Here is a 25385-nt window from a genome sequence, read left to right as displayed (position 1 = left end):
CTGGGAGAAGCAAGATGAAGTCGAAGATTTTGACGGCGGGCGTCGCGCTCGCCGTGGTCGCCGCCGGCGCGGCCTACGCCGCCCCGCACAAGGCCGCGAAGAAAGCCGACAGCGGCGCGGCCGTGGCCTCGCCCGGCCAGCCGGTGCCCTACGCCATGCTCGACGCCTATCTGAAGGCCTCGCCGAAGGCCCGGGCCGCCATGCTGGCCAACGCCTCGTCCTCCACCATGCAGAGCGACGCCTCGACGACGGCGCCCGCCGCGGCCGCGGCGGCCCCGACCGATTCCTCGGCGGCGTCCTCGTCGATGAGCAGCGGGCCGTCTTCATCGACGAGCGGCGGCGCCGCGGGAACCACCGACGCCGGCGCCGGCGTGCAGAGCGGCGCGGTCAACCCGGCCCCGGCGACTCCGCCCGCCACCGACTCCGCCGCCCCGGCCGGCGGCGGCGCTTCGACCGACAAGCAGTAGGCGGCCGAAATCCAGGGACCGGGCCGGCCGGCGGAACCCCCGCCGGCCGGCTTTGGCGCGTCCCTATCCGCCGCCGAGCCTCGCCAGCAGGGCCGCGGCGAGCGCGTCCGGCTCGTCGGCGAAATAGCGGGCGGTGGCCAGCAGCGCCCGGCTCTGGTCCAGCACGACGACACGGGCGTCGAGGCCCAGGCCCGCCACCCAGAGGGCGAGCGCGCGGGCCTTTTCCTGCGCCAGCACTTCGGTGAGGAACGTCAGCGCTCCGGTGAGCGCGCATTCCACCTGCCACCGCCCGCCGTCCACCGCCGTCACCCAGATCGTCTGATCTTCGACCAACCGGCCCTCCACTCGTCCCGACGCCAAGCTCAACCGACGAATCGGGCTTCCGATCCCGCGCCGAAGATTCACAACCGCGTCATAACCGTGCCGGCGCGTATTGATCGGTCTCCTCAATGTTTAGTTGGTCGGGTTATCGAAATATGGCGAACCTATCGCCTGCACGAAAAACATATAAAAGTCGAAATTCTTGTATAGACGTTCCGGAGAAGACCCGGAACTCTTCGGCCTGGCTTCGCGTTTATTGACTGCGGCCATCTGGTTGCGGCCAGTCGCCGCTAGCGGCACGGCGCGGGATCCCCGATCACCCCCGCCCCGGGACGTGAGGAGCCTCCGGCTGAGAGCCCCCGGCCGGAGGCTTTTGAGGGTCCCTTCTCAGCCGGCCGAAGGGGGAGCGCCCGAAAATTGGGCCGCCAAGCTGCACAACTGATGCGAAATTGCAACGCCATGCGGGAATGCCGAAAATACCGGGTAAACCACTCTCTTGGACCTTCAGTTAAGGACTCCGTGCACATATTTCCGGAAGTGCGCTCCCGCCTTTCCGCCCACCCGATTCCATCCCCCAGTTCCAGAAGTTGACGCCCGTGTCGTTCGCCAGTCCGCCCCTGTCTTCCGAAAGCCAAAACAGCGCCCCGGGTCCGTCCGTCTGGGGCGCCATCTGGCGTGCGGTGCTGCTGACGGTCGGGCTGCTGCTGCTGGCGGTGGGATTCGTGGGCGCGCTGCTGCCGGGCCATTTGGGCGTGCCGCTGCTGATCATCGGCCTGATCCTGGTGCTGCGCACCTCGCGGCCGGCGCGGAAGCGGTTCATCCGCATGCAGCGCCGCCACCCCAACGTGGTGTTCCCGATCCGGCGGCTGCTGCGCCGCGAGCCGGAAGTGATTCCGGTGTTCTGGCAGCAGGTCCTCAGGCTCGAGCGCCGGATGATCCCGCAACGCTGGCGCGTGGCCAAGGTGCTGCGCCGCAAGCTGCTGCGCCGCGTGCGCGAAGCCCGCGCCGCCGCGCCGCGACGCCCGCTGACCCTCGCCGCCGAATAGCGCCGCGCGCGTTGACGTCGGGTCCGCCGCCGGCATAGTCCGCCTGACCCTTGCGGAGCCAAGCGGCGCTGCGCCCGTTACGGGGGACGGCGAGGAAGGACGGACAGGCTCATGGAACGAAGGCGCCAACGCGACTGGATGTGGTCGGAGGCCCTGAGCCTGCTGGCCCAGGCCGACCGCCTGCACCGGCAGGTGTTCCGCCCGGCCTCCTCCGGGCCGGCGAGCCCCGCCTGGGAGCCGCCGGTGGATATCCTGGAGACCGCCGACGCCGTACTGGTGATCGCCGCCCTTCCCGGCGTCGACGCCGACTGCGCCCAGGCCGTCATCGAGGACGGCGCGCTGCTGCTGGCGGGCGAGCGCGTGCTGCCGCCGGAACTGCGCACCGCCACCATCCACCGGATGGAGCTGCCCCAGGGCCGCTTCGAGCGCCGCATTCCCCTGCCCGTCGGACGCTACGACAGCGTCGTCCGCCGCTTCGCCGGCCACGGCTGCCTGATCGTGCGCCTGACCAAGGTGACCTCATGAGTCCCGCCGACGACACCCCGACTCCGCCGGCGCCGGCCTCCGAGGCCCCGGCCACCCCGCCCGGCGAGATGATCGTGCTGCCCACGCGCCAGCTGGTGCTGTTCCCCAACGTGGTGTTCCCGGTGAACGTCAACCGCCCCGCGGCGGTGGCGGCGGCGCAGCAGGCCGTGCGCGAGCAGCAGCAGGTGCTGCTCGTCCTGCAGACCGACCCGGCCAAGGACGAGGTGGGTCCCGGCGACCTGCACACGGTGGGCGTGGTGGCCAATGTGCTGCGCTACATCACCGCCCCGGACGGGACGCACCACGTCATCTGCCAGGGCGTGGCCCGCTTCCGCATCGAGGCCGTCCACCAGGGGCCGTCGTTCCTCACCGCCCGCGGCCTGCTGCTGCCCGAGCCCGCCGCGGCGGGCCCGGAGATCGAGGCGCGGTTCGTCGTCCTGCAGCAGCAGGTGCGCGAGATCCTCGAGCTGCTGCCCCAGGTGCCGCAGGAACTGCGCGAGACCATGGAGTCGATCACCGCCCCCGGGGCCCTGGCCCACCTCGCCGCCGCCTACCTCGACGCCAAGCCCGAGGAGAAGCAGGAGATCCTGGAGGCGCTCGACCTGACCCAGCGCCTCGACCTCACCACCCGCCTGCTGGCCCATCGGCTGGAGGTGCTGCGGCTCTCCGACGAGATCGGGCGCCAGACCAAGACGAGCCTCACCGAGCGTCAGCGCGAGATGCTGCTGCGCGAGCAGATGGCCGCCATCCAGAAGGAGCTGGGCGAGGACGAGGGCGCCGGCGCCCAGATCGCCGAGCTGGAGGCCGCCATCGAGAAGGCGCAGATGCCGGACGAGGTGGCGGCCCTGGCCCGCAAGGAGCTGCGGCGCCTGCAGCGCACCCCGGACTCCTCGCCGGAATCCGGCATCATCCGCACCTACCTGGAGACGCTCACCGAGCTTCCCTGGGCGATCCCCGCCACCCCGCCCATCGACATCGCCGACGCCCGCAGGATCCTCGACGAGGACCACTACGGCCTGACGAAGATCAAGGACCGCATCGTCGAATACCTGGCGGTGCGCAAGCTGGCGCCCGAGGGCAAGGCCCCGATCCTCTGCTTCGTGGGTCCGCCCGGCGTCGGCAAGACCTCGCTGGGCCAGTCCATCGCCCGCGCCATGGGCCGCGCCTTCGTCCGTGTCAGCCTGGGCGGGGTGCACGACGAGGCCGAGATCCGCGGCCACCGGCGCACCTACATCGGCGCCCTGCCCGGCCGCATCATCCAGGCGCTGCGCAAGGCGAAGTCCCGCGACTGCGTGATGATGCTGGACGAGATCGACAAGATGGGCGCGGGCGTGCAGGGCGACCCCTTCGCCGCCATGCTGGAGGTGCTGGACCCCGAGCAGAACAACGCCTTCGTCGACAACTACCTGGGCGCGCCCTTCGACCTCTCGCGGGTGGCGTTCCTCACCACCGCCAACATGCTGGACACCATCCCGGGGCCGTTGCGCGACCGGATGGAAATCATCAGCCTGCCCGGCTACACGGCGGGCGAGAAGCTGGAGATCGCCAAGCGCTACCTGCTGCGCCGCCAACTCGTCGCCAACGGACTCAACCCCGACCAGGTTGAGATCGAACCCGCCGCCTTGACCCGCATCATCGAGGGCTACACCCGCGAGGCCGGCGTGCGGAACCTGGAGCGGGAGATCGGCAGGGTGCTGCGCCATGTGGCCGTGCGCGTCGCCGAGGGCTCGGCGGAAAAGGTCCACATCGGCCCGGACGACCTGGAGCCGATCCTGGGGCCGTTGCGCTTCGAGAACGAAGTGGCCATGCGCACCAGCATTCCAGGGGTCTCCACCGGCCTCGCCTGGACGCCGGTGGGCGGCGACATCCTGTTCATCGAGGCCGCGCGCATCCCCGGCGGCGGCCGGCTGATCCTCACCGGCCAGCTGGGAGAGGTGATGCGCGAGAGCGCCCAGGCCGCGCTCAGCCTGGTGAAGGGCTATGCGCAGAAGCTGGGAATCGATCCAGGCGCCTTCGAACACAGCGACATCCACGTCCACGTGCCGGCCGGCGCCACGCCCAAGGACGGGCCCAGCGCCGGAGTGGCGATGTTCATGGCGCTGACTTCGCTGCTCACCGGCCGCACCGTGCGCAGCGACACGGCGATGACCGGCGAGATCAGCTTGCGCGGCCTGGTGCTGCCGGTGGGCGGCATCAAGGAGAAGGTGGTGGCCGCCGCCGGCGCGGGCCTGAAGCGCGTCATGCTGCCGGCCCGCAACCGCCGCGACTACGAGGAGATCCCCGAGGAAGCCCGCGAAAAGCTGGAGTTCATCTGGCTGGAGCGGGTGGAGGACGCGGTCGCCGCGGCGCTGGAGCCGGCGGGAAGCGCGCAGGACGCCCCCGGAGCCGCGCCGCTGGGCGGGACGCAGGAGCAGGCGGCGCGGGGGCGGTGACCAAGCCCTTCCCCCATCAAGGGGAGAGGCTCGGAGCCTCTATGGCCGGTACTTCCGCGGGATCGCCGCGATTTCCTCAGGGGTCATCCGGGTGATCGCCCGGGGGAACAGCGGCTGGTAGTAGCCGTGGGCGTCGGCCACCGCGATGTCGAGGTCGACCGGCGAGCAGATCGAGTTCGAGCCGCGGAACTGCGACACCAGGAAGTAGCCCGGCCACTTCAGCGACGACGAGCCGCGGCCGGCCAGGTCGACGCGGTAGACGTCACGCATGTTGACCTTGAGGTAGAGCACGTTCGGGCTGGGCGAGCTCCAGCCGCGCCAGGCGGTGGACTGGAAGCAACTCGCCGCCGGACGCGTTGCGGTCTCGGCATGGGCGGCGGAGGCGGCTCCGGCGACCAGCGCACCCGCCAGCAGGCCGGACTTGAGGATCTTCGGCAGGATGGACATCTCGTGACCTCGCATCGCCCCGACAGGTAGAGATCGGATCGGGCGCCGCCGCTGTCAAGATTGCACGGGCTGGACGAAACGACCATTATTTTGAGCGTCATTCCCGGCCGGAGCGCGTCAGCGCGCGGCCGGGACAAGCCGGCCAAGGCGTCTTGAACACATGAAGCTCAGCGCGTCCCGTAGATCCGGTCGCCCGCGTCCCCCAGGCCCGGCAGGATGTAGCCGTGGCTGTCGAGCGTCTCGTCCACCGCGGCGGTCCAGACCGGGACGTCAGGGTGGTGCGCGCGGAAGGTCTCCAGGCCCCGGGGCGAGGCCAGCAGGCAGACGAAGCGCAGGCGGTGCGCGCCCTGCTCCTTCAGCCGGTCGACGGCGGCCACCGCCGTGTGGCCGGTGGCCAGCATCGGGTCGAGCACGATGACCAGCCGCTCGGCCACGTCCTCGGGCGCCTTGTAGTAGTATTCGACGGCTTCCAGGGTCGCGGGGTCGCGGTAGAGGCCGATGTGCGCCACCCGGGCCGAGGGCACCATGTCCAGCATGCCCTCCAGCATGCCGACCCCGGCCCGCAGGATGGGCGCGAACACCAGCTTCTTTCCGGCCAGCGCCTCGCCGCGCATGGCCGCCATCGGCGTCTCGATCTCCACCGCCTCGGTCTCCAGGTCGCGGGTCACCTCGTAGCACAGCAGGGTGGCGGTCTCGCGCATCGCCTGGCGGAAGGTCTTGGTGGAGGTGCGCCGGTCACGCATCAGGGTGAGCTTGTGGCGCACCAGGGGGTGGTCGATGACCGTCACGCCGTCCATGGCTAAAACACCGTTCCGTCGCTGATCACCGTGAGCGGCGGGCCGCCGTCGGCGCGGGCCTGGCGCGCGGCGAGGCGGCCGGCGGCCCAGGCGCCGCCCTCCAGCACGCAGGCCAGGGGAAAGGCCGCCGCCGGGACGCCCAGCCGCGCGCGGACCAGGGGCGCGATGCGGTCCAGCAGCGCCACCGTCAGCGCCCGCCAGCCCACCACCAGGGTCCCGTCCACCGCCTGCGGGATCGCGGCGTCCTCCGGGTTGGCCAGCACGATGACGCCTCTGTCCAGGAACAGGCCGCCGTTGCGGTATTCGGCCAGGCCGGTGAGGCCGTCGATCTCCGTCACCTCGATCCCCGCCGCCTGCAGCGGCTCGATCAGCGAATAGGCCAGCCATTGGGAGAGCTTGTGCAACGGCATCAGGCCGTCGGTGGCGTCGCCGCGGCGGACCGCCGGATGGCGCCAGCAGTCGCCCAGCGGAACCCCGCCCAGGCTCAGCCGGTCGGGCCAGATGGGGCCCAGCGCCTCCAGCAGGGCCTCGAGGATCCGCGGCGCCGGCAGCCGGCGGTCCTCGGCGCGGGCGGCCAGCAGGTCGAACAGGCCGCCCGGCCGCGGAATGTCCGCCAGGCCGAAGAGGTCGGGGCGCTGCGCGGCCCGGGCGCCCAGGCGGCGCAGCAGGGCCGCGCGGCCTTCCAGCCCCACCAGCGGGTTGGCCTCGCCCGCCTGGAACGCGCGCGCCAGGGTCGCCGCCTCCAGGGCCTCCAGCGCCGAGGCGTCGGCCCGCAGCGGGTCGGCGGCGTCGGCCGAGAGCAGGCCCGCCTCGAACAGCCGCAGGCTGGCGATCGCCAGGCCCTCCGACCGGGCGGCCGTCAGGCCGGTCGCGGCGTCGGCGTAGCGCCAGGCGCCGCCGGCGCCTGCGTCCAGCAGCACGGAGGTGATGGCCAGGTCGAAGGCGGCGCGGGCCTGCGCCGCCGGATCGCGCCAGGGCGCCCGCGCCGCGCGCTCGCCCCAGAGGTCGCGGCCGTCCAGCACGAAGTGCCGCCAGCGGGCGTGGAAGGGCACGGCCAGGTCGGGATAGCGGTCGCGGACCACCTGGACGGTGAAGTCGGCCGCCGCCTCCAGCCGGCGCAGGTCGATCCGCCAATGCTCCAGGCCGCCGGCCAGGCCCGCCTCCAGCACCTCATGCGCCCGCTCTCGCACGGCCGCCGCGGTGAGCAGCGAGGCGACGGCGCTTGATGGGGCGGCGCTCAAGCGCCCCCCACTCCGCTCACCCCGGCGAAGGCCGGGGCCCAGGTGAAACCCACGAGACGGGTCCCGGCCTTCGCCGGGGTGAGCGGGGAAAGGGGCGAACCGCACTGCAGGACCCGCGCCCTTTCCACCACCCGCTCGGAGTTTACCCTCGGACCGGCCACTGGCCGGATCGGGGGGGCGAGTGGTCCGTCCTCTTCGGGACAGGGGAGGAAAGGAGCATCAAAACGATTCAAGGTCGCGGCCGATGACGCGGGTCAGGTCCACGGCCGTGGGCGCCGGTTCGTTGGAGAAGTAGCCGGCGGCCTTCTTGGCCTCCATCTCCACCGAGGCGTCGAGGGGGACGAGGCCGTCGGGGATCGGCACGCGCTCGCCGACGCTGATCCCGGCGCCCGTCAGGGCGTCGAACTTCATGTTGGACATGGAGACGAAGCGGTCGATGTGCGCCACGCCGAGCCACGACAGCACGTCCGGCATCAGCTGCTGGAAGCGGGCGTCCTGCACGCCGGCCACGCATTCGGTGCGCTCGAAATAGGTGGCGGCCTGGTCGCCGCCGGGCTGGCGCTTGCGGGCGTTGTAGACCAGGAACTTGGTCACCTCCCCCAGCGCCCGGCCTTCCTTGCGGTTGTAGACCACCAGGCCCGTGCCGCCGGCCTGGGCGCCGCGCACGCACTCCTCGATGCCGTGGGTCAGGTAGGGCCGGCAGGTGCAGATGTCGGAGCCGAACACGTCGGAGCCGTTGCACTCGTCATGCACCCGGCAGGTCAGCGGGACCCGGCGGTCGCCCAGCCTGGTCGGGTCGCCGAAGATATAGAGGGTGATCCCGCCGATCGGCGGCAGGAAGACGCTGATGTCCGGCCGGGTGACCAGCTCCGGATACATGCCGCCGGTCTGTTCGAAGAGCGTGCGCCGCAGCGCCATTTCGTTGACCCCGAAGCGTTCGGCGACCCCGGGGAGCCACCAGACCGGATCGAGCGCGGCCTTGGTCACGGCGACGTCCAGGCCCTCGCGCAGCACCTCGCCGTCGATCTTCAGCCGCCCGGCGGCCACAGCCCCGGCGATCTCCGGCAGGTTGATGCGGGCCTTGGTCACCGCGATCGAGGGCCGCACGTCCAGCCCCTCGGCCAGCTCCGCGGCGAAGTCCTGGGCCAGCCGGTGGCCCCAGGGATCCAGGGAGACGATCCTGTGGGGGTCGAACCACTGCGGATGCGGGCCCAGCTCCACCACCGGCGTGGTGTCGGTGAGGTCGGGGCGGACCACCGGGTTCAGCGCGCCGGACGAGATCGCCAGCGCCCGGTAGATCGAATAGGCGCCGCCGTGCGCGCCGATGGCGTTGCGGTCGGAGCCTGCGTTCACCGTGGCGACCACCGGTCCCCGCTCGCGCGCGGTGGCCGCGCCCCAGGCGATGGGGAAGCGCGATCGCGCCCCGGCGCCCGGGTGGGAGGTCAGACGGATGTGGGTCGGTCGGTTGGTCACCATGATCGGGCGTCTCGCAGCCGCACGTCTCCATCCGTGAAGACGCCCGCGGTTATCGCCCACAAGAGGCCTTCAAAAGGTAAACCCGACGCTAGCCCTGTCGGCGGCGGGCGCAAGCGCCGGCGTGCAGGCGGGCGCTTGCGGCGTCGCGGGGCGCCTGTTTGGCGGGCGCGAAGATATCGGGGCCCGCCGGCGCGGAATTTGTCCACGAACCCTGCGACGCGGGAACGAAGTGTAATTTTATAACATCACCTTGACCTGTCGTAATGTTATTGCGTAACACGTCCGTCGCCGCAGCCGCCGGAGATGGACCGATGAATTCCAGCCTGATTTTCGGCGCAGGCCTTGCGGCCGGCCTGGTCGCCGCGGCGCAGGCGCAGGCGGCGGAGCCCTCCCCCGCCGGCACGGTGGACGAGGTGGTGGTCACCGCCCGCAGGCTGGATGCAGCCCGGGCGGCGATCCAGCCGGACCTGGGCGCCTCCAGCTACACGATCAGCGCGGCGGCGGTGGCCAACCTGCCGGGCGGGGCGAACACCCCGCTCAACCAGGTGGTGCTGCAGGCGCCGGGCGTGACCCAGGACTCCTTCGGCCAGCTCCACGTGCGCGGCGACCACGCCAACCTGCAGTACCGCCTGAACGGGGTGATCCTGCCCGAGGGCCTGTCGGTGTTCGGCCAGACCCTCAGCCCGCGCCTGGCCGACAGCGTCGAGCTGATCACCGGCGCCCTGCCCGCCCAGTACGGCCTGCGCACGGCGGGCGTCGTCAACATCACCACCAAGAGCGGGCAGTTCCACAACGGCGGCGAGGTCTCGCTCTACGGCGGCTCGCACGGGACCGTGCAGCCGAGCTTCGAGGCGGCGGGGGCCTCCGGTCCGACCAGTTTCTTCGCTTCCGGCAGCTACCTGGAGAACAAGCTGGGGATCGAGTCGCCGGACGGCCGCTCCACCCCGCACCACGACCGGACGAAGCAGATCCAGGCCTTCGGCTACCTGGACCACATCCTCGACGCCGAAAGCCGCGTGTCCCTGATCGCCGGCGTCTCGGACCAGAAGTTCCAGATCCCGCAGGCGGTGGGCGTCCACGCCGCCGACCAGGGCTACCGCACGCCCGCCGGCGATCCCGGCGTCGTCGGGGGCTTGAGCGACTACGCCAGCGAGAACCTGAACCAGAACCAGCGCGAGACCACCGGCTACGCCATCGCCAGCTACCTGCGCGACGCCGGCCCCGTGACCCTGCAGGTCTCGGCCTTCGTCCGCTATTCCCGCCTGACCTTCGATCCCGACCCGGTGGGCGACCTGCTGTTCACCGGCGTCGCCCAGCGGGCCCGCAAGAGCGACCTGGCGGCCGGGCTGCAGGCGGAGGGGGTCTACAAGCTGACCGACGCCCACACCCTTCGCGGCGGCCTGATCGTGCAGGCCGACCGCTCGAAGAGCGACACCGTCTCGCAGGTCTTCGCCCTCGATCCGGTCACGGGGGCGCAGGCCGGGCCGCCGATCAGCGTCGCCGACGCCTCGCGCCGCAACGCCCGGACCTACAGCGTCTACATCCAGGACGAGTGGCGGCCGTTCGAGCCGCTGACCATCAACTACGGCCTACGCTACGATCAGGTGGAGAACTTCCGCAACGAGCATCAGGTCAGCCCGCGGGTGAACGTGGTCTGGCGCGCGACGGCGACCACCACCGCCCACGCCGGCTACGCCCGCTACTTCACCCCCTCCCCCTTCGAGCTGATCGCCAGTCCCTCGATCGCCAAGTTCGTCGGCACCAGCGCCGAGCCGCCCAACCCGGACGCCAACACCGCCCCCTTCGCGGAACGGTCGGACTATTACGACCTGGGCGCGGAGCAGCGCCTGGGGCCGTTCACCCTCGGCGTCGACGCCTACCTGCGGCAGGTGAAGAACCTGCTGGACGAGGGCCAGTTCGGCGCGCCGATCATCCTCACCCCCTTCAACTACCGCGACGGACGGGTGAAGGGCGTGGAGTTCACCGCCAACTACGTGCAGGGCCCCTTCACGGCCTATGGCAACTTCGCGATCTCCAAGGCGCAGGGGCGGAACATCGTCTCCAGCCAGTTCAACTTCGACCCGGACGAGCTGGCCTACATCGCCACCCACTACATCCCGCTGGACCACGACCAGCGCTACACGGGCTCGGCGGGCGCCACCTGGCGCTGGGGCGCGACGCGGGCCAGCTTCGACCTGCTCTACGGCAGCGGCCTGCGCGCCGACGGCGCCACGCCCAACGGCGGCAAGGTGCCGGCCTATACGGTGGTCAACCTGGGCCTGGCCCACAGCTTCGGGGAAACCGACCCCGTCGAGCTGCGCCTGGACGTGATCAACGCCTTCGACAAGCGCTACCTGATCCGCGACGGCTCGGGCGTGGGCGTCGGCCAGCCGCAGTGGGGCGCCCGGCGCGGCGTCTTCGTCGGGATCTCCAAGCGGTTCGGCTAGGCTCCGTGCCCGATACCCCCTTCCCCGCTGGGAACGTCGCCCAGCCGGGAAGCGGGGCGACGGGTCTTACGACGCGTAGAATTCGACGACGAGGTTCGGCTCCATCTTCACCGGGTACGGAACCTCGGAGAGCTCCGGCAGGCGGATGTAGCGGGCGGTCATCGCCTTGGTGTCGACCTCGATGTAGTCGGGGGTCTCGCGCTCGGCCGACTGCAGGGCCTCCAGCACCAGGGCCATGTTGCGCGAGCGCTCGCGCACGGTGACCACGTCCTCGGCCTTGCAGCGGTAGGACGGGATGTTCACCCGCTTGCCGTTCACCAGCACGTGGCCGTGGTTGACGAACTGCCGGGCCGCGAACGGGGTCGGCACGAACTTGGCGCGGTAGACGATGGCGTCGAGGCGCGATTCCAGCAGCGCGATCAGGTTCTCCGAGGTGTTGCCCTTGCGGCGCGAGGCCTCGTCGTAGGTACGGCTGAACTGCTTCTCGGTCAGGTTGCCGTAGTAGCCCTTCAGCTTCTGCTTGGCGCGCAGCTGCAGGCCGAAGTCGGAGATCTTCTGCTTGCGGCGCTGGCCGTGCTGGCCGGGGCCGTAGGAGCGGGTGTTGATCGGGGACTTCGGGCGACCCCAGATGTTCTCGCCCATCCGCCGGTCAAGCTTGTACTTCGCCGAGTGGCGCTTCGACATGATCGTTCTCTTCGTCTCGACCCGGACCGGCGCCCCCGAAAGCAGAGGCGCGATTGCAACGGCGGTCTCGCGTCACCCGTCATAGGTTTCCGGACCGCGCGGGCGGACCCGGCGGCGGAAAGGGGCGGTGTATGCGGTCTGGACCCCGGGCTGTCAACCTTGCGGGGCGGTGCGGCGGGCGAGCGCCTGGGCCGCCTCCCCCGCCTCGCGCCACCAGCGGCGCACCAGCTCGCCGGCTTCGCCCGCGACCGCCAGCCGCACGCCCTGACCGGCCCAGAGCGAGATCATCTCCGGATCGTCCGCGGCGGCCGCGGCGGCGCGCAGGGGCTGGGTCAGGCGGTTCTGCACCGGATAGGCCGGGACCTGCATCTCCTCGACCCCAAGCTCGCGCATGAAGCGGTTCTCGATCCCGCGCGCATGGCGGCCGGTGAAGGCGCGGGTGAGCCGGGTGGGATCGTCGCCGGCGGTCTCGATCGCCCGGCGCCAGGGCGCGCTGACCACCGACTGGTCGGCCAGCAGGAAGGCGGTGCCCATCTGGGCCGCGCTGGCGCCCAGGGCGAGGGCGGCGGCGACGCCGCGGCCGTCCATGATCCCGCCGGCGGCGACCACGGGCAGGTCCACCGCCTGGCGGACGGCGGCTGTCAGGGCCATCGTCCCCACCAGGCTGGCCTCGGTCCCGGCCAGGAAGTGGCCGCGGTGGCCGCCGGCCTCGGAGCCCTGGGCGCAGATCCCGTCGGCGCCGGCCGCCGCCCAGGCCCGCGCCTCGGCGACGGTGGCGGCCGTGCCCAGGACGTAGCTGCCGGCCCCGTGCAGCGCGTCCACCTGCGTCCGGTCCAGCACGCCGAAGGCGAAGGACGCGATGGGCGGCGCGGCGCGGACCAGCGCCGAGAGCTGGCCGCTGAAATCGGGCGCGTAGGCGTTGGGCGCTGCGGGCAGGGGCGCGCCCAGCGCGGCGTACCAGGGCGCCAGGCGCGCCAGCGCCCGGTCGACCTCGCCCGGGTCGGGGGCCGCCGGCGTGGTCATCAGCAGGTTGACCGCGAAGGGGCCGGCGGCCTCGGACCTCAGGGCCGCGACGGCGGGCTCGATCTCGTCGGGCGCCGTCCCGGCGGCGGCCAGGGCGCCCAGGCCGCCCGCCCTGCTCACCGCCGCGGCCATGCCCGGAGAAGAGGCGCCCAGCATCGGCGCCTGCAGGATGGGGATGGGCAGGCCGTCCAGCAGCGCCCGCAGGCTCATCCCTCGCCCTCCCCGTCCGCGCGGCGCGCCAGCTTCTCCAGCACCCGGCCCCGGCCGCGCGACAGGGCGGTGACCACGCCGCGGAAGGTGCGCACCTCCTGGTCGTTGAGCATCGCCCGGCCGAGCGCCGAGCGCAGGTTCTGCACCATGGACGGCTTCTTCTCCGGCGGATGGAAGAAGCCGGCCGCCTCCAGCTCGCGCTCCAGGTGCCGGTAGAGGCCCAGCATGGCCGCGCCGTCGGCCGGCGGCGCGCCGGGGCGGAACTTGGACGGAGCGGCCGCCGCCTGGGTCATCCGCCACTCGTAGGCCGCCACCGCCACCGCCTGGGCGAGGTTGAGCGAGGCGAAGCGGGCGTCCACCGGCACAGTGACCACCGCCTGGCAAAGGGCGATGTCGGCGGTCTCCAGCCCCGCCCGCTCGCCGCCGAAGAGGAGGCCGGTGGCCTCCCCCTGCCCCGCCGCCTCGGCCAGCTCGGCGGCGGCCTCGCGCGGGGTCAGCACCGGCAGGCGCAGCTCCCGCGGGCGGGCGGTGGCGGCGTAGACCCGCTGCAGGTCGGCGACGGCGTCCTCCACCCGGTCGAACACCCGGGCGGCGTTCAGCGGCCAGTGGGCGCCGGAGGCCGCGGCCCAGGCCCGCTCCTGCGGCCAGCCGTGGCGCGGGCGGACCAGGCGCAGGTCGGCCAGCCCGAAGTTGGCCATCACCCGTGCGGCCGCGCCGATGTTCTCGCCCAGCTGGGGGGCGTCGAGGATCACGCAGGGCGGGGAAACGGCGGTCATGCGGCGGTTTCAGACGCTGACGCGCGCGAAGGCAAGCCCGCTCGCGAAAACGCCGTCCGAAAGCGCCGCCGACGGACCCGGCCTGCGGCTTGACGGCGCCTCGCGCAGCGTGGCCTTTGCGTCCGGGCGAACGACCGTTATAGGGCGTCCGTTCCCTCCCGTTCCCGTCCGCCCGGAGCCGCGCCCGCCCATGGCCAAGATCAAAGTCGCCAACCCCGTCGTCGACATCGACGGGGATGAAATGACCCGCATCATCTGGAAGTGGATCAAGGACAAGCTGATCTTCCCGCACCTGGACATCCAGCTCGACTACTACGACCTGGGCATCGAGCACCGCGACGCCACCGACGACAAGGTGACGGTCGCCTCGGCCGAGGCGATCAAGAAGCATGGCGTCGGCGTGAAGTGCGCCACCATCACCCCGGACGAGGCGCGGGTCGCCGAGTTCGGCCTGAAGTCCATGTGGAAGTCGCCCAACGGCACCATCCGCAACATCCTGGGCGGCGTGGTGTTCCGCGAGCCGATCATCTGCCGCAACGTGCCCCGGCTGATCCCCGGCTGGACGCAGCCGATCATCATCGGCCGCCATGCTTTCGGCGACCAGTACCGCGCCACCGACTTCAAGGTGCCCGGCAAGGGCAAGATGACCATCAAGTGGGAAGGCGAGGACGGCCAGACCATCGAGCACGAGGTGTTCAACTACCCGGGATCGGGCGTGGCGATGGCCATGTACAACCTGGACGACTCGATCCGCGACTTCGCCCGCGCCAGCCTGGCCTACGGCCTGGACCGCAAGTACCCAGTCTACATGTCGACCAAGAACACCATCCTCAAGGCCTACGACGGCCGGTTCAAGGACATCTTCCAGGAGGTCTTCGAAGGCGAGTTCGCCGGCCGCTACAAGGCCGCCGGCCTGACCTACGAGCACCGGTTGATCGACGACATGGTGGCCTCGGCGCTGAAGTGGTCGGGCGCCTTCATCTGGGCCTGCAAGAACTACGACGGCGACGTGCAGTCCGACCAGGTGGCGCAGGGCTTCGGCTCGCTGGGCCTGATGACCTCGGTGCTGGTGACGCCGGACGGCAAGACCATGGAGGCCGAGGCCGCCCACGGCACCGTCACCCGCCACTATCGCCAGCACCAGAAGGGCGAGGCGACCTCGACCAACTCCATCGCCTCGATCTTCGCCTGGACCCGGGGGCTGGAGCACCGCGCCAAGCTGGACGACAACCCGGCGCTGAAGCGCTTCGCCGAGACGCTGGAGAAGGTCTGCGTCTCCACGGTGGAGAGCGGCGCGATGACCAAGGATCTCGCCCTGCTCGTAGGCGACCAGCAGGGCTGGCTCACCACCGAGGGCTTCATCGACAAGGTGGCGGCGAACCTGGAGACGGCGCTGGCCGAGGCCTGACGCGCCGCCCACGAGCGCATTACGTGGGCGGTCGCTAGGCTTCCGCCTCGTCCCCTAGCGCCTCGAACAGCGCCTGCAGGCCGGGCTGGCTGACCTTCAGGGACGGCGTGCGGGGGAGCTCGTCCACCTGCAGCAGCTTCATCGGCACCTGATAGGGGAGCAGGAGGCCGCGCAGGAAGGTCTTCAGTTCCTGCTCGGTGGGCGCAGCCGCGCCCGACTTGAGGATGTAGGCGGCCACCGGCGCCTGCCCCAGCCGGCGGTCGGCCACGCCGGTGACGCCGGCCTCGCGGATCGACGGGTGCTGCTGCAGGGCGTTGACCACGTCGTCGGGCATGATCTTGAAGCCGCCGCGGATGATCGCGCCGTCGAACCGGCCCTTGATGAACAGGAAGCCGTCGGCGTCCACCACCGCGATGTCGGTGGTGCGGACATAGGTCTTGCCGTCGCCGACGTTGGGGCCGCGGATCTCCAGCAGGCCCTCCTCGCCGGGCGGGCGCGGGTCGCCGGTCTCGGGATCGACGGCGCGGGCCTCGACGCCGCGGTTCAGGCGGCCGACGCTGCCCCACTTCGCCTTCCAGTGGGCCTTGAAGTCGTCGAGGCTCCAGCCCGCCGCGCCGCCGGCGAACTCGGTGGCGCCGTAGTTCTGCAGCACCGGGACGCCGTAACGCTCGTAGAAGGCGTCGGCGAGCCTGGGGTCCAGCGGCGCGGTGCCGGTGCGGTAGGCGACCAGGCTGGAGAGGTCCTCCTTGGGGATGTCGGCGTCCATGATCATCCGCAGCGCCGCCGGCGGGGCCGTCACCACCTTCGGCCGGTGGCGGGCGACGGCGTCGCGGAACGCCTCGACGGAGAACTTGTCGACCAGACAGATCTTCCGGCCGGCCAGGAGGTTGTTCATGATCCCGGTGACGCCGGCGATGTGGGCCAGGGGGGCGAAGACGATGGTCACGCCGCCGCGCAGCCGGGGGGCGGCGTCCTCGTCGCGGCCCTTCTCGTAGGCTGCGGCGCTGAGCAGCGCCTTCTCGAACTTGGCGGAGGCCAGGGGGATCCGCTTCGGCGCGCCCGTGGTGCCGCTGGTCAGCATCTCGATGGCGACGTCGGGGGCGCTGGGCCGCGTCCATCGGGCGCGGTCGCCGGGAACGTCCTCGACCTTGCGCACCGGCGCCTCGGGGTCGCCGGTCAATTCGAGGCCGACGGCGCCGGTTTCCTGGGCCGCGGCGCGCACGCCGGGGCGCGCCCAGTCCTCGGCCAGCCCCAGCAGCACCGGCGCCTCGACCTTGCGGACGTCGGCGGCCAGGTAGTCGTCCGGGGCGTTGCCGTTCAACGTCGCCAGGCAGCGGCCGGTGGAGAACAGGCAGGCCAGCACCGGCGCCATCTGCGGCCGGTTGCGCAGGATCACGCCGACGCGGGCGCCGGCCCCCAGCCCCGCCCCGGTCAGCGCCGCGTCCAGGCCGTGCATCTGCGCCGCCAGGTCGCCCCAGGTCTGCCAGACCTTGTCGAACTCCAGCTCGTCGGCGGCGGGATCGACCGCGAAGACGCCCTCGATCATGGCCCGCAACTTGGACATCCCGGCTCTCCCTGCGCCGCACGTTCGGGCGGCAATCAGCTAACTCTACCTCTCCGCCGGGCCGCGGGATGTCAATGGCCGGGCGTCCGGCCGCCGCGCGCCCGGCGTTGAAGCGGGGTCGGGAACTCCGTAGTGGGGACTGAGAGCCGCGTAACGGCCTGCAGGAGGAACGCCATGGACCCGAACACCGACGCCGCCGCCGCTCGCGAGGTGCTGGCCGCCGACGACCGGCGCCGCGCCGCCACCATGGCGGGCGACCTGGCCACGCTGGAGGCCATGATGAGCGAGGGCTTCACCTACACCCACTTCAACGGCTTCCGGGAGGGGCGCGAGGCCTACCTCGGCCGCATCCGCGACGGCGGCGCGGTGGAATACATCGCCCTCGACCGCCGCGACGGACAGGTGCGGGTGTTCGGCGACGTGGCCCTGGTCGACGGCCTGGCCAGCATGGCCTACCGGCTGCTTTCCGAGACCGAGCCGCAAACGGTGCACAGCCTATACCTGGCCGTCTGGCGGCGGGCCGGCGGCGCCTGGCGGATCGAGGCCTACGCCTCGACCCAGGAAGGGGAGTAGCCGTGCGCCCCTTCCTCCCCCGCCCTCTCGGGACGGGGAGGAAAGGAGGGGGGCGGACCGCTGGAATGCGTATGTCCGACAGCCAAGATGTTCTCTCTACGTTCTTGCTGCGGAGCGTCACCTGGGCTAAGCTTTCCGGCGCCCGCCCCCCGCGGGGTGTTTACCGCCCAGGTGTTTACCGGCTCAGCCCCCGGTAGCCCCTCGGGGGTCATATAAACCATTGATTTTATAATTATTTCCGAGAAATCAAGGGTGTTGTTCGCCACCTCGGAAAAGTGTTTACCGACGTAAGGCGGCGGTGACGGTGTCCCAATTCGCGCCGCGAGCTATGGTCCTTTCAACGGTGGACTAAGGGCGGATTGGGAAACCGTCACCGAAATAGAACCCGGCGTCTCCGGTTGAACTCCCATGCGATGGCCCCGCCGCGGAAGGCGGAAATGCAGGTAATGATCTAACTCTTTGCGCCGGTCGCCGTCGCAGAGGGGTTCCCACGCGGGGGGGCGCGTGGCTATAGGTCTAACCCGATCCGGATGCTCCTGAGACCCATGGGGAGGGCGCGATGCGCTACGAGAACTACGAGACCCTGAAGATCACGCGCAACGGCAAGATCCTCACCGTCGCCTTCAACCGCCCCGAACTGCGCAACGCCACCAACCCGCGGATGCACCAGGAGCTGTTGCGGGTGTGGCCGGAGATCGGCCAGGACCCGGAGACCCACGTGGTCATCCTGACCGGCGAGGGCAAGGCCTTCTCCGCCGGCGGCGACATCGCCCAGATGAAGCGCAACCTGGACGACCGCCAGCGTTGGAACGAGTCGATGCACGAGGCCAAGCGCATCCTGTTCAACATGCTCGACTGCGACCGCCCGGTGATCGGCCGGATCAACGGCGCCGCCGTGGGCCTGGGCTCCACCGTCGCGCTGATGTGCGACATCACCATCGCCACCGAGACCGCCAAGATCTGCGACCCGCACGTCAAGGTGGGCCTGACGGCCGGCGACGGCGGCTCGGTGCTGTGGCCGATGCTGGCCGGCCACGCGCGCACCCGCCTGCTGCTGCTGACCGGCGAGACCATCACCGGCCGCCAGGCCGCCGACATCGGCCTGATCACCGAGGCGGTGCCGGCCGACAAGCTGGACGCGCGGGTCAACGAGATCGCCGAGAAGATCGCCAACGGCGCGACGACGGCGATCCGCACCACCAAGCGGGCGCTGGTCATGTCGGTGCGCGCCCAGCTCGAGGCGCAGATGGACGGGCATCTCGGCCTGGAGACCATGTCCTACCTGAGCGACGACCACCGCATCGCCGTGGAAGCCTTCGTCGACGGCGCAACCCCCGTGTTCACGGGCCGCTAGGGTCGGCCGGCGTCATGCAGATCCTCCAGTCCAAAGAGAACGAAGACTTCCGCGCCGAGGTGCGGCAGTGGCTGCACGAGAACGTGCCGCGCCACCACCGGCCGCGCGACGGCTGGGCGCTGCGCGAATACGACACCGCCTGGCAGCGCCGGCAGTACGACGGCGGCTGGGCGGGGATCTCCTGGCCGGAGGCCTATGGCGGCCGGGGCCTTTCCCTGTTGCAGGAGCTCATCTGGCACGAGGAATATTCCCGGGCCGGCGCCCCGCCCTCGGCCTCGATGTTCGTGGCGCTGAGCAACATCGGCCCCACCCTGATCGTCCGGGGCTCGGAGGCGCAGAAGGCCGGGCACCTGCCGGACATCCTCAAGGGCGAAAAGGTCTGGTGCCAGGGCTTCTCGGAGCCCGGCGCAGGCTCGGACCTCGGCGCCCTGAAGACCCGCGGCGAGGTGGACGGCGACCACCTGGTGATCAACGGCACCAAGATCTGGACCAGCTACGGACCGGTCGCCGACCTGCAGGTGTGCCTGGTGCGCACCGACCCCGCCGCCACCAAGTTCCGCGGGATCAGCTGGGTGATCGTCGACATGAAGACCCCGGGCGTCGAGATCCGGCCGATCAAGGCCATGTCGGGGATGACCCACTTCTGCCAGGTGTTCTACGACAACGTCCGCGTCCCGCTGTCCAACGTGGTGGGCCAGCTGAACGACGGCTGGACCGTGGCCATGACCACGCTGAACATGGAGCGCGGCGCCGGCACCGTGGCCCACCAGGTGGAGCTGGCCCGCACGGTCGAGCGGCTGGTGGAGATCGCCAGGACCGCCCCCGGCGTCGACGGCCGCCCGGCGATCAAGGACGAGGCCACCCAGGCGATGCTCGCGGACCTGCGCATCGAGGTGGCCGCCATGCGGGCCATGACCGCCATGTCGATCTCCCGCGGCCTGCGCGAGACCGTGCCGGGGCCGGAGGGCAACCTGGTGGCCCTGCTGTTCGGCGAGTTCGTGCGCCGCGCCCACGAGGCGGCGCTGCACCTGATGGGCCCGCTGGGCATCGAGCGCGAGACGCCCTACGGCGAATGGCCGATCGAGTACCTGGAATGCTTCAAATGGGCGATCGGCGGCGGCGCCACGGAGATCCGCCGCAACGCCATCGGCGAGCGGCTGCTCGGCCTGCCCCGTTCCAGGAGCTGACCCGATGATCGTCGACCTGCTTCCCACCGAAGACCAGCAACTCGTCAGCGACAGCATCGAGAGCTTCCTGCGCGACGCCCTGCCCGTCGACCGCCTGCGCGACGATGCCGGTTTCGGCGGCGGGCCCGAGCGCGCCGTCTGGGCGGACCTGGCGGGCCTGGGCCTGTTCGGCCTGGGCCTCGCCGCCGAGCGGGGCGGCGTGGGCTATGGCGCGCCGGAGGAAATCACCGTCTCGCGCCTGTTCGGCCGCAACCTGGTCTCGCCTGCCGTGATCGCCACCATGGCCGCGGTCCATGTGGCGGCCGAGGCCGGCGACGGCGACCTGACGGCCGCCCTGGCCTCGGGCGAAAAGCGCGCCGCCTTCGCCAACCTCCGCACGCCGGGCGGCGAAGCCTGGGAGGTGCAGCTGATCGACGCCGAGGGCGCGGACCTCTTGCTGCTGCTGGAGGCCGACAGGGCGCATCTGATCCCCGCCGCCGCCGCGCGCGACGTCACCGAGGTCGAGGCCATCGACCAGACCGTCCAGCTGCAGCGCGCGTCCATCGACCGGGGCGCGGCCGTCGCCGGCGTGCGCGGCGAGGCCGTCCCGCAGCGGGTCTCGCTGATGATCAGCGCCTACCTGGCCGGCGCCTCGGAGGCCGCGCGCGACATGGCGGTGGAATACGCCAAGGTGCGCGAGCAGTTCGGCCAGCCGATCGGCGCCTTCCAGGCGGTGAAGCACATGTGCGCCGAGATGGCGCTGCGCTCCGAAGCGGCGCACACCCAGGCCTTCTACGCCACCCTGGTGTTCACCACCGGCTCGGCCGACGCCGGCTACGAGGTCGCCTGCGCCCGCAGCCTGGCGGGCCGCGCGGCGGTGGAGAACGGCAAGGCCAACGTCCAGGTGCACGGCGGCATGGGCTTCACCCAGGAGGCCAACGCCCACCACTACCTGAAGCGGGCCTTCGTGCTCTCGGCGATCAACAGCACGCGGCGGGGCGAGCAGCACCGCATCATGGCCGACGTCCAGGGCTGACCCGCGACTCGCGCTTCCGCGGGAACGAGGGCGCTATCCCGCCAGCACCGCCTTGACCGCCGCGAGGCCGTCGGCCGCCTTGCCGCCGTCCGGCGCGCCGCCCTGGGCGAAGTCGGGCCGGCCGCCGGCGCCCTGGCCGCCCATGGCCGCGACCGCCACCCGGGCGAGGTCGACGGCGCTGAAGCGTCCCTGCGCCGCCCCGGTCACCGCCACGGTCACCGCGCCCTTGCCCTCGGCCACGCCCACCAGGGCGATGACCCCGTCGGCCACCTGCTTCTTGAACTCTTCGGCGATCGGCCGCAGGTCCTTGCCGCCGACGCCCTCCATCACCCGGGCGATCAGCTTCACGCCGCCCACCTCCTCGACGGCCGGGGCGCCGCCGCCCGCCCCGCCGCCCATGGCGAGCTGGCGCCTGGCGTCGGCCAGCTTCTTCTCCAGGCGCCGGCGCTGGATCTCCAGGGCCTCGACGCGGGCCGCGACCTCGGCCACCGGGACCTTGAACTGCTCGGCCAGGCCGCGGGCCACGGCCGCCTGCTCCAGAAGCCAGCAGCGCGCCGCCTCGCCGGTGAGCGCCTCGATGCGGCGCACGCCCGCGGCCACGCCCTGCTCGGAGACGATCTTGAACAGGGCGATGTCGCCGGTGCGCGCCACATGGGTGCCGCCGCAGAGCTCCACCGAATAGGGGCCCTCCCCGCCCAGCGCCCGCCCCAGGGTGAGCACGCGGACGCTGTCACCGTACTTCTCGCCGAACAGCGCCATGGCGCCGGCCTCGATGGCCTGCTGCGGGGCCATCTCGGCGGTCTCGGCGGGCAGGTTCTGGCGGATCACCGCATTGACCTCGGTCTCGATGCGCTCGACCTCGGCCGGTGTCACCGGCTGGCCGTGGCTGAAGTCGAAGCGGATGCGCTCGCCATCGACCATCTGGCCCTTCTGGGAGACGTGCGGACCCAGCACATGGCGCAGCGCCGCGTGTAGCAGGTGGGTCGCGGAGTGGTTGGCGCGGGTCGTGGCGCGGACCTCCGGCGTCACGGCCAGGCGTACCCGCGCGCCGGGGGCCAGGGTCCCCTCCAGGATCTCCAGGTCGTGGACGAAGAGGTCGCCCACCTGCTTCTGGGCGTCGAGCACGCGGGCGCGGCCGTCGGGCCACTCGGCCTCGCCTACGTCGCCCGCCTGGCCGCCGCTCTCGGCATAGAAAGGGGTGCGGTCGAACAGCGCCCGGACCTTGGCGCCCGGCCCGGCGGAGGCGATCTCCGCCCCGTCGGCGACCAGGGCCAGCAGCTCGGCCGCCGCCTCGACGGTGTCGTAGCCCACGAAGACGGTGGGGCCCAGGCGCTCGCGCAGCGCGAACCACTCGGCGGACCGGGCGGACTGACCGGAGCCGGTCCAGGCCTCCCGCGCCTGCTCGCGCTGGCGGGCCATGGCGGTGTCGAAGCCCTCCAGGTCGACGCTGATCCCCTTGGCGCGCACCGCGTCCTGGGTGAGGTCGAGCGGAAAGCCGTAGGTGTCGTAGAGCTTGAAGGCGGTGTCGCCGGACAGCACGCCGCCCTCGGCGAGGCCGGCGGTCGCCTCCTCCAGCAGGGCCATGCCGCGGCCGAGCGTGCGGCGGAACCGTTCCTCCTCCTGGCGCAGGGTCTCGACGATGGCGGCCTCGGCGCGGCGCAGCTCCGGATAGGCCCCGCCCATCTCGGCGGTGAGCGTCGGCGCCAGCCGGTGCATCAGCGGCTCCTCCGCCCCCAGCAGGTGGGCGTGGCGCATGGCCCGGCGCATGATCCGGCGCAGCACATAGCCGCGCCCCTCGTTGGAGGGGCTGACCCCGTCGGCGATCAGGAAGCTGGAGGCGCGCAGGTGGTCGGCGATCACCCGGTGCGAGGGCGCGGCCACTCCTGTCGCCCGGGTGCCGGTCAGCGCCTCGGAGGCGGCGATCAGGGTGCGGAACAGGTCGACGTCGTAGTTGTCGTGCACCCCCTGCAGCACGGCGGCGATGCGCTCCAGCCCCATGCCGGTGTCGATGGAGGGCCTGGGCAGGTCGACCCGGTCGCCCGGCCCGCGCTGCTCGTACTGCATGAACACCAGGTTCCAGATCTCCACGAACCGGTCGCCGTCCTCGTCGGGACTGCCGGGCGGGCCGCCGGGGATGTGGGCGCCGTGGTCGTAGAAGATCTCCGAGCAGGGACCGCAGGGGCCGGTGTCGCCCATCGACCAGAAGTTGTCGGAGGTGGCGATGCGGATGATCTTCTCGTCCGGCAGGCCGGCGATCTTCTTCCACAGGTCGAAGGCCTCGTCATCGGTGGCGTAGACCGTGACCACCAGGCGTTCGGGCGGCAGCTTCCAGACCTGGGTGAGCAGCTCCCAGGCGTGGGCGATCGCGCGTTCCTTGAAATAGTCGCCGAACGAGAAGTTCCCCAGCATCTCGAAGAAGGTGTGGTGGCGGGCCGTATAGCCGACGTTGTCCAGGTCGTTGTGCTTGCCCCCGGCGCGCACGCACTTCTGCGAGGAGGCGGCGCGCGGGGCCGGCGGGGTCTCGGCGCCGGTGAAATAGGTCTTGAACGGGACCATGCCGGCGTTGACGAATAGCAAGGTCGGGTCGTTCTGCGGCACCAGCGGCGCCGAAGGGACCACCAGGTGGTCGCGGGTCCCGAAGAACTCCAGGAAGCTCGCGCGGATCTCATTCAGGCTGGGCATGCGGTTTGGGTCAGGCTCTCACGACGGACGGCGCAAACGACGCCGGTCTCGCGCCGCACAACATGCCGCCGGTTTACTGACGCAGGTCCCGGGCCGCAAAGAAAAAGGACGCCCGGGCGGCGTAGACCCGGGCGCCCTGTCACCACGGGGCCGGTGCGGGACGGCCGTGGCGCGTCCGGAGGCGACTGGAGACTCCGGAGCGACGGGGCCGGATGGGGCGGACCTCGCTTTTGGGTGTGGAGCGCCTACGAACTTCCCACGCCAACCGGACAATCCTGAGAGACCCCATCCGACCTCGCTCCGTGAGGCCGCCTTCTCCGCAAGGGGAGAAGGCCGAAGCGTCCCTATTCCTCTTCGGTCTCCGGGCGGGCGACCAGGAGTTCGTCCTCGATCTTGGTCTTGGCGCCGCGCACCGCCTTTTCGATCTCCTCGGCGATGTCCTTGTTGGCCTTGAGGAACTCGCGGACGTTGTCGCGGCCCTGACCGATGCGCTGGCTGTTGAAGGAGAACCAGGAGCCGGACTTCTCGACCACCCCGGCCTTGACGCCCAGGTCGATGATCTCGCCCAGCTTGGAGATCCCTTCGCCGTACATGATGTCGAATTCGACCTCGCGGAACGGCGGGGCGACCTTGTTCTTGACCACCTTGACCCGGACGTTGTTGCCGACGATCTCGTCGCGGATCTTCACCGAGCCGGTGCGGCGGATGTCGAGGCGCACCGAGGCGTAGAACTTCAGCGCATTGCCGCCGGTGGTGGTCTCCGGGCTGCCGTACATCACTCCGATCTTCATGCGGATCTGGTTGATGAAGATCACCAGGGTGTTGGTCTTGGAGATCGAGCCGGTGAGCTTGCGCAGCGCCTGGCTCATCAGCCTGGCCTGCAGGCCAGGCAGGCTGTCGCCCATCTCGCCCTCGATCTCGGCGCGCGGCGTCAACGCCGCCACCGAGTCGATCACCACGATGTCCACCGCGCCGGAGCGCACCAGGGTGTCGGTGATCTCCAGGGCCTGCTCGCCGGTGTCCGGCTGCGAGACCAGCAGGTCGTCGAGGTTCACCCCCAGCTTGTGGGCGTAGGAGGGGTCCAGCGCATGCTCGGCGTCGACGAAGGCCGCCGTGCCGCCGGCCTTCTGGATCTCGGCCACCACATGCAGGGCGAGCGTGGTCTTGCCGGAGCTTTCCGGCCCGTAGATCTCCACCACCCGGCCTTTGGGCAGGCCGCCGATGCCCAGCGCCAGGTCGAGCCCCAGCGAGCCGGTGGAGATGGACTCGATCTCGACGATCCTGCCCTTCTCGCCCAGCTTCATCACCGAGCCCTTGCCGAAGGCCCGATCAATCTGCGCCAGCGCCGCTTCCAGCGCCCGCTGCTTGTCGCCGTCTTCTTTCGCCACGAGTTTCAATGTCGACTGAGCCATCCCGAAGATCCTTATCCCACGATTCCGCCACCCTGCCCCGCGACTTCGCACATCCACCGGCAGGACCGAAATTATGTGTACTGGCTTTGTTCTCTGTTCGCAAGATGTTCTTTTTTGGGGCGGCGGGGGTAAACAGGGGTAAACACATGTCAGGGCTGGCGGCGGTTTTGACCGGTGGCTCGCGCCGGGTCGAATGGATGGGTCCCGGGCGAACAACCTTCGTAGCCTCGACACTCAGGTCGCGTGCGTCGTTCGATCCCGATTTCTCCACGGATAGAACGACGGAAGCGGCCCTTTG

The 25385-nt window shown here is 71.1% G+C and carries 21 protein-coding genes; 10 read left to right on the top strand and 11 right to left on the bottom strand.

The features are described from left to right. Window positions 1-14 precede the first annotated feature (14 nt). Window positions 15-467 (top strand): hypothetical protein, encoded by a 453-nt coding sequence (locus VGL30_RS03395; protein WP_331536788.1) that lies wholly within the window; start codon window positions 15-17, stop codon window positions 465-467. Window positions 468-530: 63 nt separating this feature from the next. On the opposite strand, the gene VGL30_RS03390 is transcribed toward VGL30_RS03395, so the two are convergent. Continuing rightward, complete coding sequence (locus tag VGL30_RS03390) at window positions 531-800, bottom strand: hypothetical protein (RefSeq protein WP_331536786.1); 270 nt, start codon at window positions 798-800, stop codon at window positions 531-533. Window positions 801-1384: 584 nt separating this feature from the next. On the opposite strand from VGL30_RS03390, the gene VGL30_RS03385 reads away from it, so the two are divergent. The 3 genes from VGL30_RS03385 (at window position 1385) to lon (ending at window position 4791) form a co-directional block, all read left to right on the top strand. Next, window positions 1385-1834, top strand: coding sequence for a hypothetical protein (locus tag VGL30_RS03385; RefSeq protein WP_331536784.1), 450 nt, complete (start codon window positions 1385-1387; stop codon window positions 1832-1834). Between the two features lie 111 nt (window positions 1835-1945). Further along, a complete protein-coding gene (locus tag VGL30_RS03380) occupies window positions 1946-2359 on the top strand; it encodes an Hsp20/alpha crystallin family protein (RefSeq protein ID WP_331536782.1) in 414 nt (137 codons plus the stop codon). Next, window positions 2356-4791, top strand: a complete 2436-nt coding sequence (gene lon, locus VGL30_RS03375) for an endopeptidase La (RefSeq protein WP_331536780.1) — start codon at window positions 2356-2358, stop codon at window positions 4789-4791. Before VGL30_RS03380 ends, lon begins: the two co-directional genes overlap by 4 nt. A 39-nt stretch (window positions 4792-4830) precedes the next feature. On the opposite strand, the gene VGL30_RS03370 is transcribed toward lon, so the two are convergent. The 4 genes from VGL30_RS03370 to VGL30_RS03355 form a co-directional block, all read right to left on the bottom strand. Further along, window positions 4831-5238 (bottom strand): hypothetical protein, encoded by a 408-nt coding sequence (locus tag VGL30_RS03370; protein ID WP_331536778.1) that lies wholly within the window; start codon window positions 5236-5238, stop codon window positions 4831-4833. A gap of 167 nt (window positions 5239-5405) precedes the next feature. Continuing rightward, window positions 5406-6035 (bottom strand): uracil phosphoribosyltransferase, encoded by a 630-nt coding sequence (gene upp / locus VGL30_RS03365; RefSeq protein WP_331536776.1) that lies wholly within the window; start codon window positions 6033-6035, stop codon window positions 5406-5408. Window positions 6036-6037: 2 nt separating this feature from the next. Further along, entirely contained in the window at window positions 6038-7276 is a 1239-nt protein-coding gene (locus VGL30_RS03360) for a DUF1688 family protein (RefSeq protein ID WP_331536774.1), read from the bottom strand. Between the two features lie 219 nt (window positions 7277-7495). After that, the gene (locus VGL30_RS03355; RefSeq protein ID WP_331536772.1) at window positions 7496-8752 is read right to left on the bottom strand and encodes a GTP cyclohydrolase II; all 1257 of its coding nucleotides are present in this window, start codon (window positions 8750-8752) and stop codon (window positions 7496-7498) included. A 311-nt stretch (window positions 8753-9063) separates the two neighbouring features. Between VGL30_RS03355 and VGL30_RS03350 the strand changes: the two genes are divergently transcribed. Further along, the gene (locus VGL30_RS03350) at window positions 9064-11199 is read left to right on the top strand and encodes a TonB-dependent receptor (RefSeq protein ID WP_331536770.1); all 2136 of its coding nucleotides are present in this window, start codon (window positions 9064-9066) and stop codon (window positions 11197-11199) included. 66 nt (window positions 11200-11265) lie between these two features. On the opposite strand, the gene rpsD is transcribed toward VGL30_RS03350, so the two are convergent. The 3 genes from rpsD to VGL30_RS03335 all read right to left on the bottom strand — a co-directional run bounded on the left by rpsD (window position 11266) and on the right by VGL30_RS03335 (window position 13892). Further along, complete coding sequence (rpsD, locus tag VGL30_RS03345) at window positions 11266-11883, bottom strand: 30S ribosomal protein S4 (RefSeq protein ID WP_331536768.1); 618 nt, start codon at window positions 11881-11883, stop codon at window positions 11266-11268. Between the two features lie 153 nt (window positions 11884-12036). Beyond that, on the bottom strand, window positions 12037-13116 hold the full coding sequence (locus tag VGL30_RS03340) for an NAD(P)H-dependent flavin oxidoreductase (protein ID WP_331536766.1): 1080 nt from the start codon (window positions 13114-13116) through the stop codon (window positions 12037-12039). Then, window positions 13113-13892, bottom strand: a complete 780-nt coding sequence (locus VGL30_RS03335) for an RNA methyltransferase (protein ID WP_331536764.1) — start codon at window positions 13890-13892, stop codon at window positions 13113-13115. The genes VGL30_RS03340 and VGL30_RS03335 overlap by 4 nt, the downstream gene beginning before the upstream one ends. Before the next feature lie 190 nt (window positions 13893-14082). Here VGL30_RS03335 and VGL30_RS03330 point away from each other — a divergent pair, with 190 nt between their 5' ends. After that, entirely contained in the window at window positions 14083-15300 is a 1218-nt protein-coding gene (locus VGL30_RS03330) for an NADP-dependent isocitrate dehydrogenase (RefSeq protein ID WP_331536762.1), read from the top strand. Between the two features lie 34 nt (window positions 15301-15334). On the opposite strand, the gene VGL30_RS03325 is transcribed toward VGL30_RS03330, so the two are convergent. Next, the gene (locus tag VGL30_RS03325; protein ID WP_331536760.1) at window positions 15335-16864 is read right to left on the bottom strand and encodes a long-chain fatty acid--CoA ligase; all 1530 of its coding nucleotides are present in this window, start codon (window positions 16862-16864) and stop codon (window positions 15335-15337) included. Window positions 16865-17038: 174 nt separating this feature from the next. On the opposite strand from VGL30_RS03325, the gene VGL30_RS03320 reads away from it, so the two are divergent. From VGL30_RS03320 to VGL30_RS03305, 4 genes are all read left to right on the top strand, one after another. Then, window positions 17039-17437, top strand: coding sequence for a nuclear transport factor 2 family protein (locus tag VGL30_RS03320; RefSeq protein ID WP_331536758.1), 399 nt, complete (start codon window positions 17039-17041; stop codon window positions 17435-17437). Between the two features lie 559 nt (window positions 17438-17996). Next, a complete protein-coding gene (locus VGL30_RS03315; RefSeq protein ID WP_331536754.1) occupies window positions 17997-18791 on the top strand; it encodes an enoyl-CoA hydratase/isomerase family protein in 795 nt (264 codons plus the stop codon). A 14-nt stretch (window positions 18792-18805) separates the two neighbouring features. Next, on the top strand, window positions 18806-19978 hold the full coding sequence (locus VGL30_RS03310; RefSeq protein ID WP_331536751.1) for an acyl-CoA dehydrogenase family protein: 1173 nt from the start codon (window positions 18806-18808) through the stop codon (window positions 19976-19978). Between the two features lie 4 nt (window positions 19979-19982). Beyond that, entirely contained in the window at window positions 19983-20993 is a 1011-nt protein-coding gene (locus VGL30_RS03305; protein ID WP_331536749.1) for an acyl-CoA dehydrogenase family protein, read from the top strand. Between the two features lie 33 nt (window positions 20994-21026). Here VGL30_RS03305 and alaS read toward each other — a convergent pair whose 3' ends face one another. Both alaS and recA read right to left on the bottom strand, forming a co-directional pair. Further along, window positions 21027-23675 (bottom strand): alanine--tRNA ligase, encoded by a 2649-nt coding sequence (gene alaS, locus VGL30_RS03300; protein WP_331536747.1) that lies wholly within the window; start codon window positions 23673-23675, stop codon window positions 21027-21029. A gap of 344 nt (window positions 23676-24019) precedes the next feature. Continuing rightward, entirely contained in the window at window positions 24020-25087 is a 1068-nt protein-coding gene (gene recA, locus VGL30_RS03295) for a recombinase RecA (RefSeq protein ID WP_331536745.1), read from the bottom strand. Window positions 25088-25385 lie beyond the last annotated feature (298 nt).

Source organism: Phenylobacterium sp. (genome assembly GCF_036502675.1).
Classification (GTDB): domain Bacteria; phylum Pseudomonadota; class Alphaproteobacteria; order Caulobacterales; family Caulobacteraceae; genus Phenylobacterium.
Note: the sequence above shows the minus strand (reverse complement) of the source record. Positions and strands in the feature narration are given on the sequence as shown.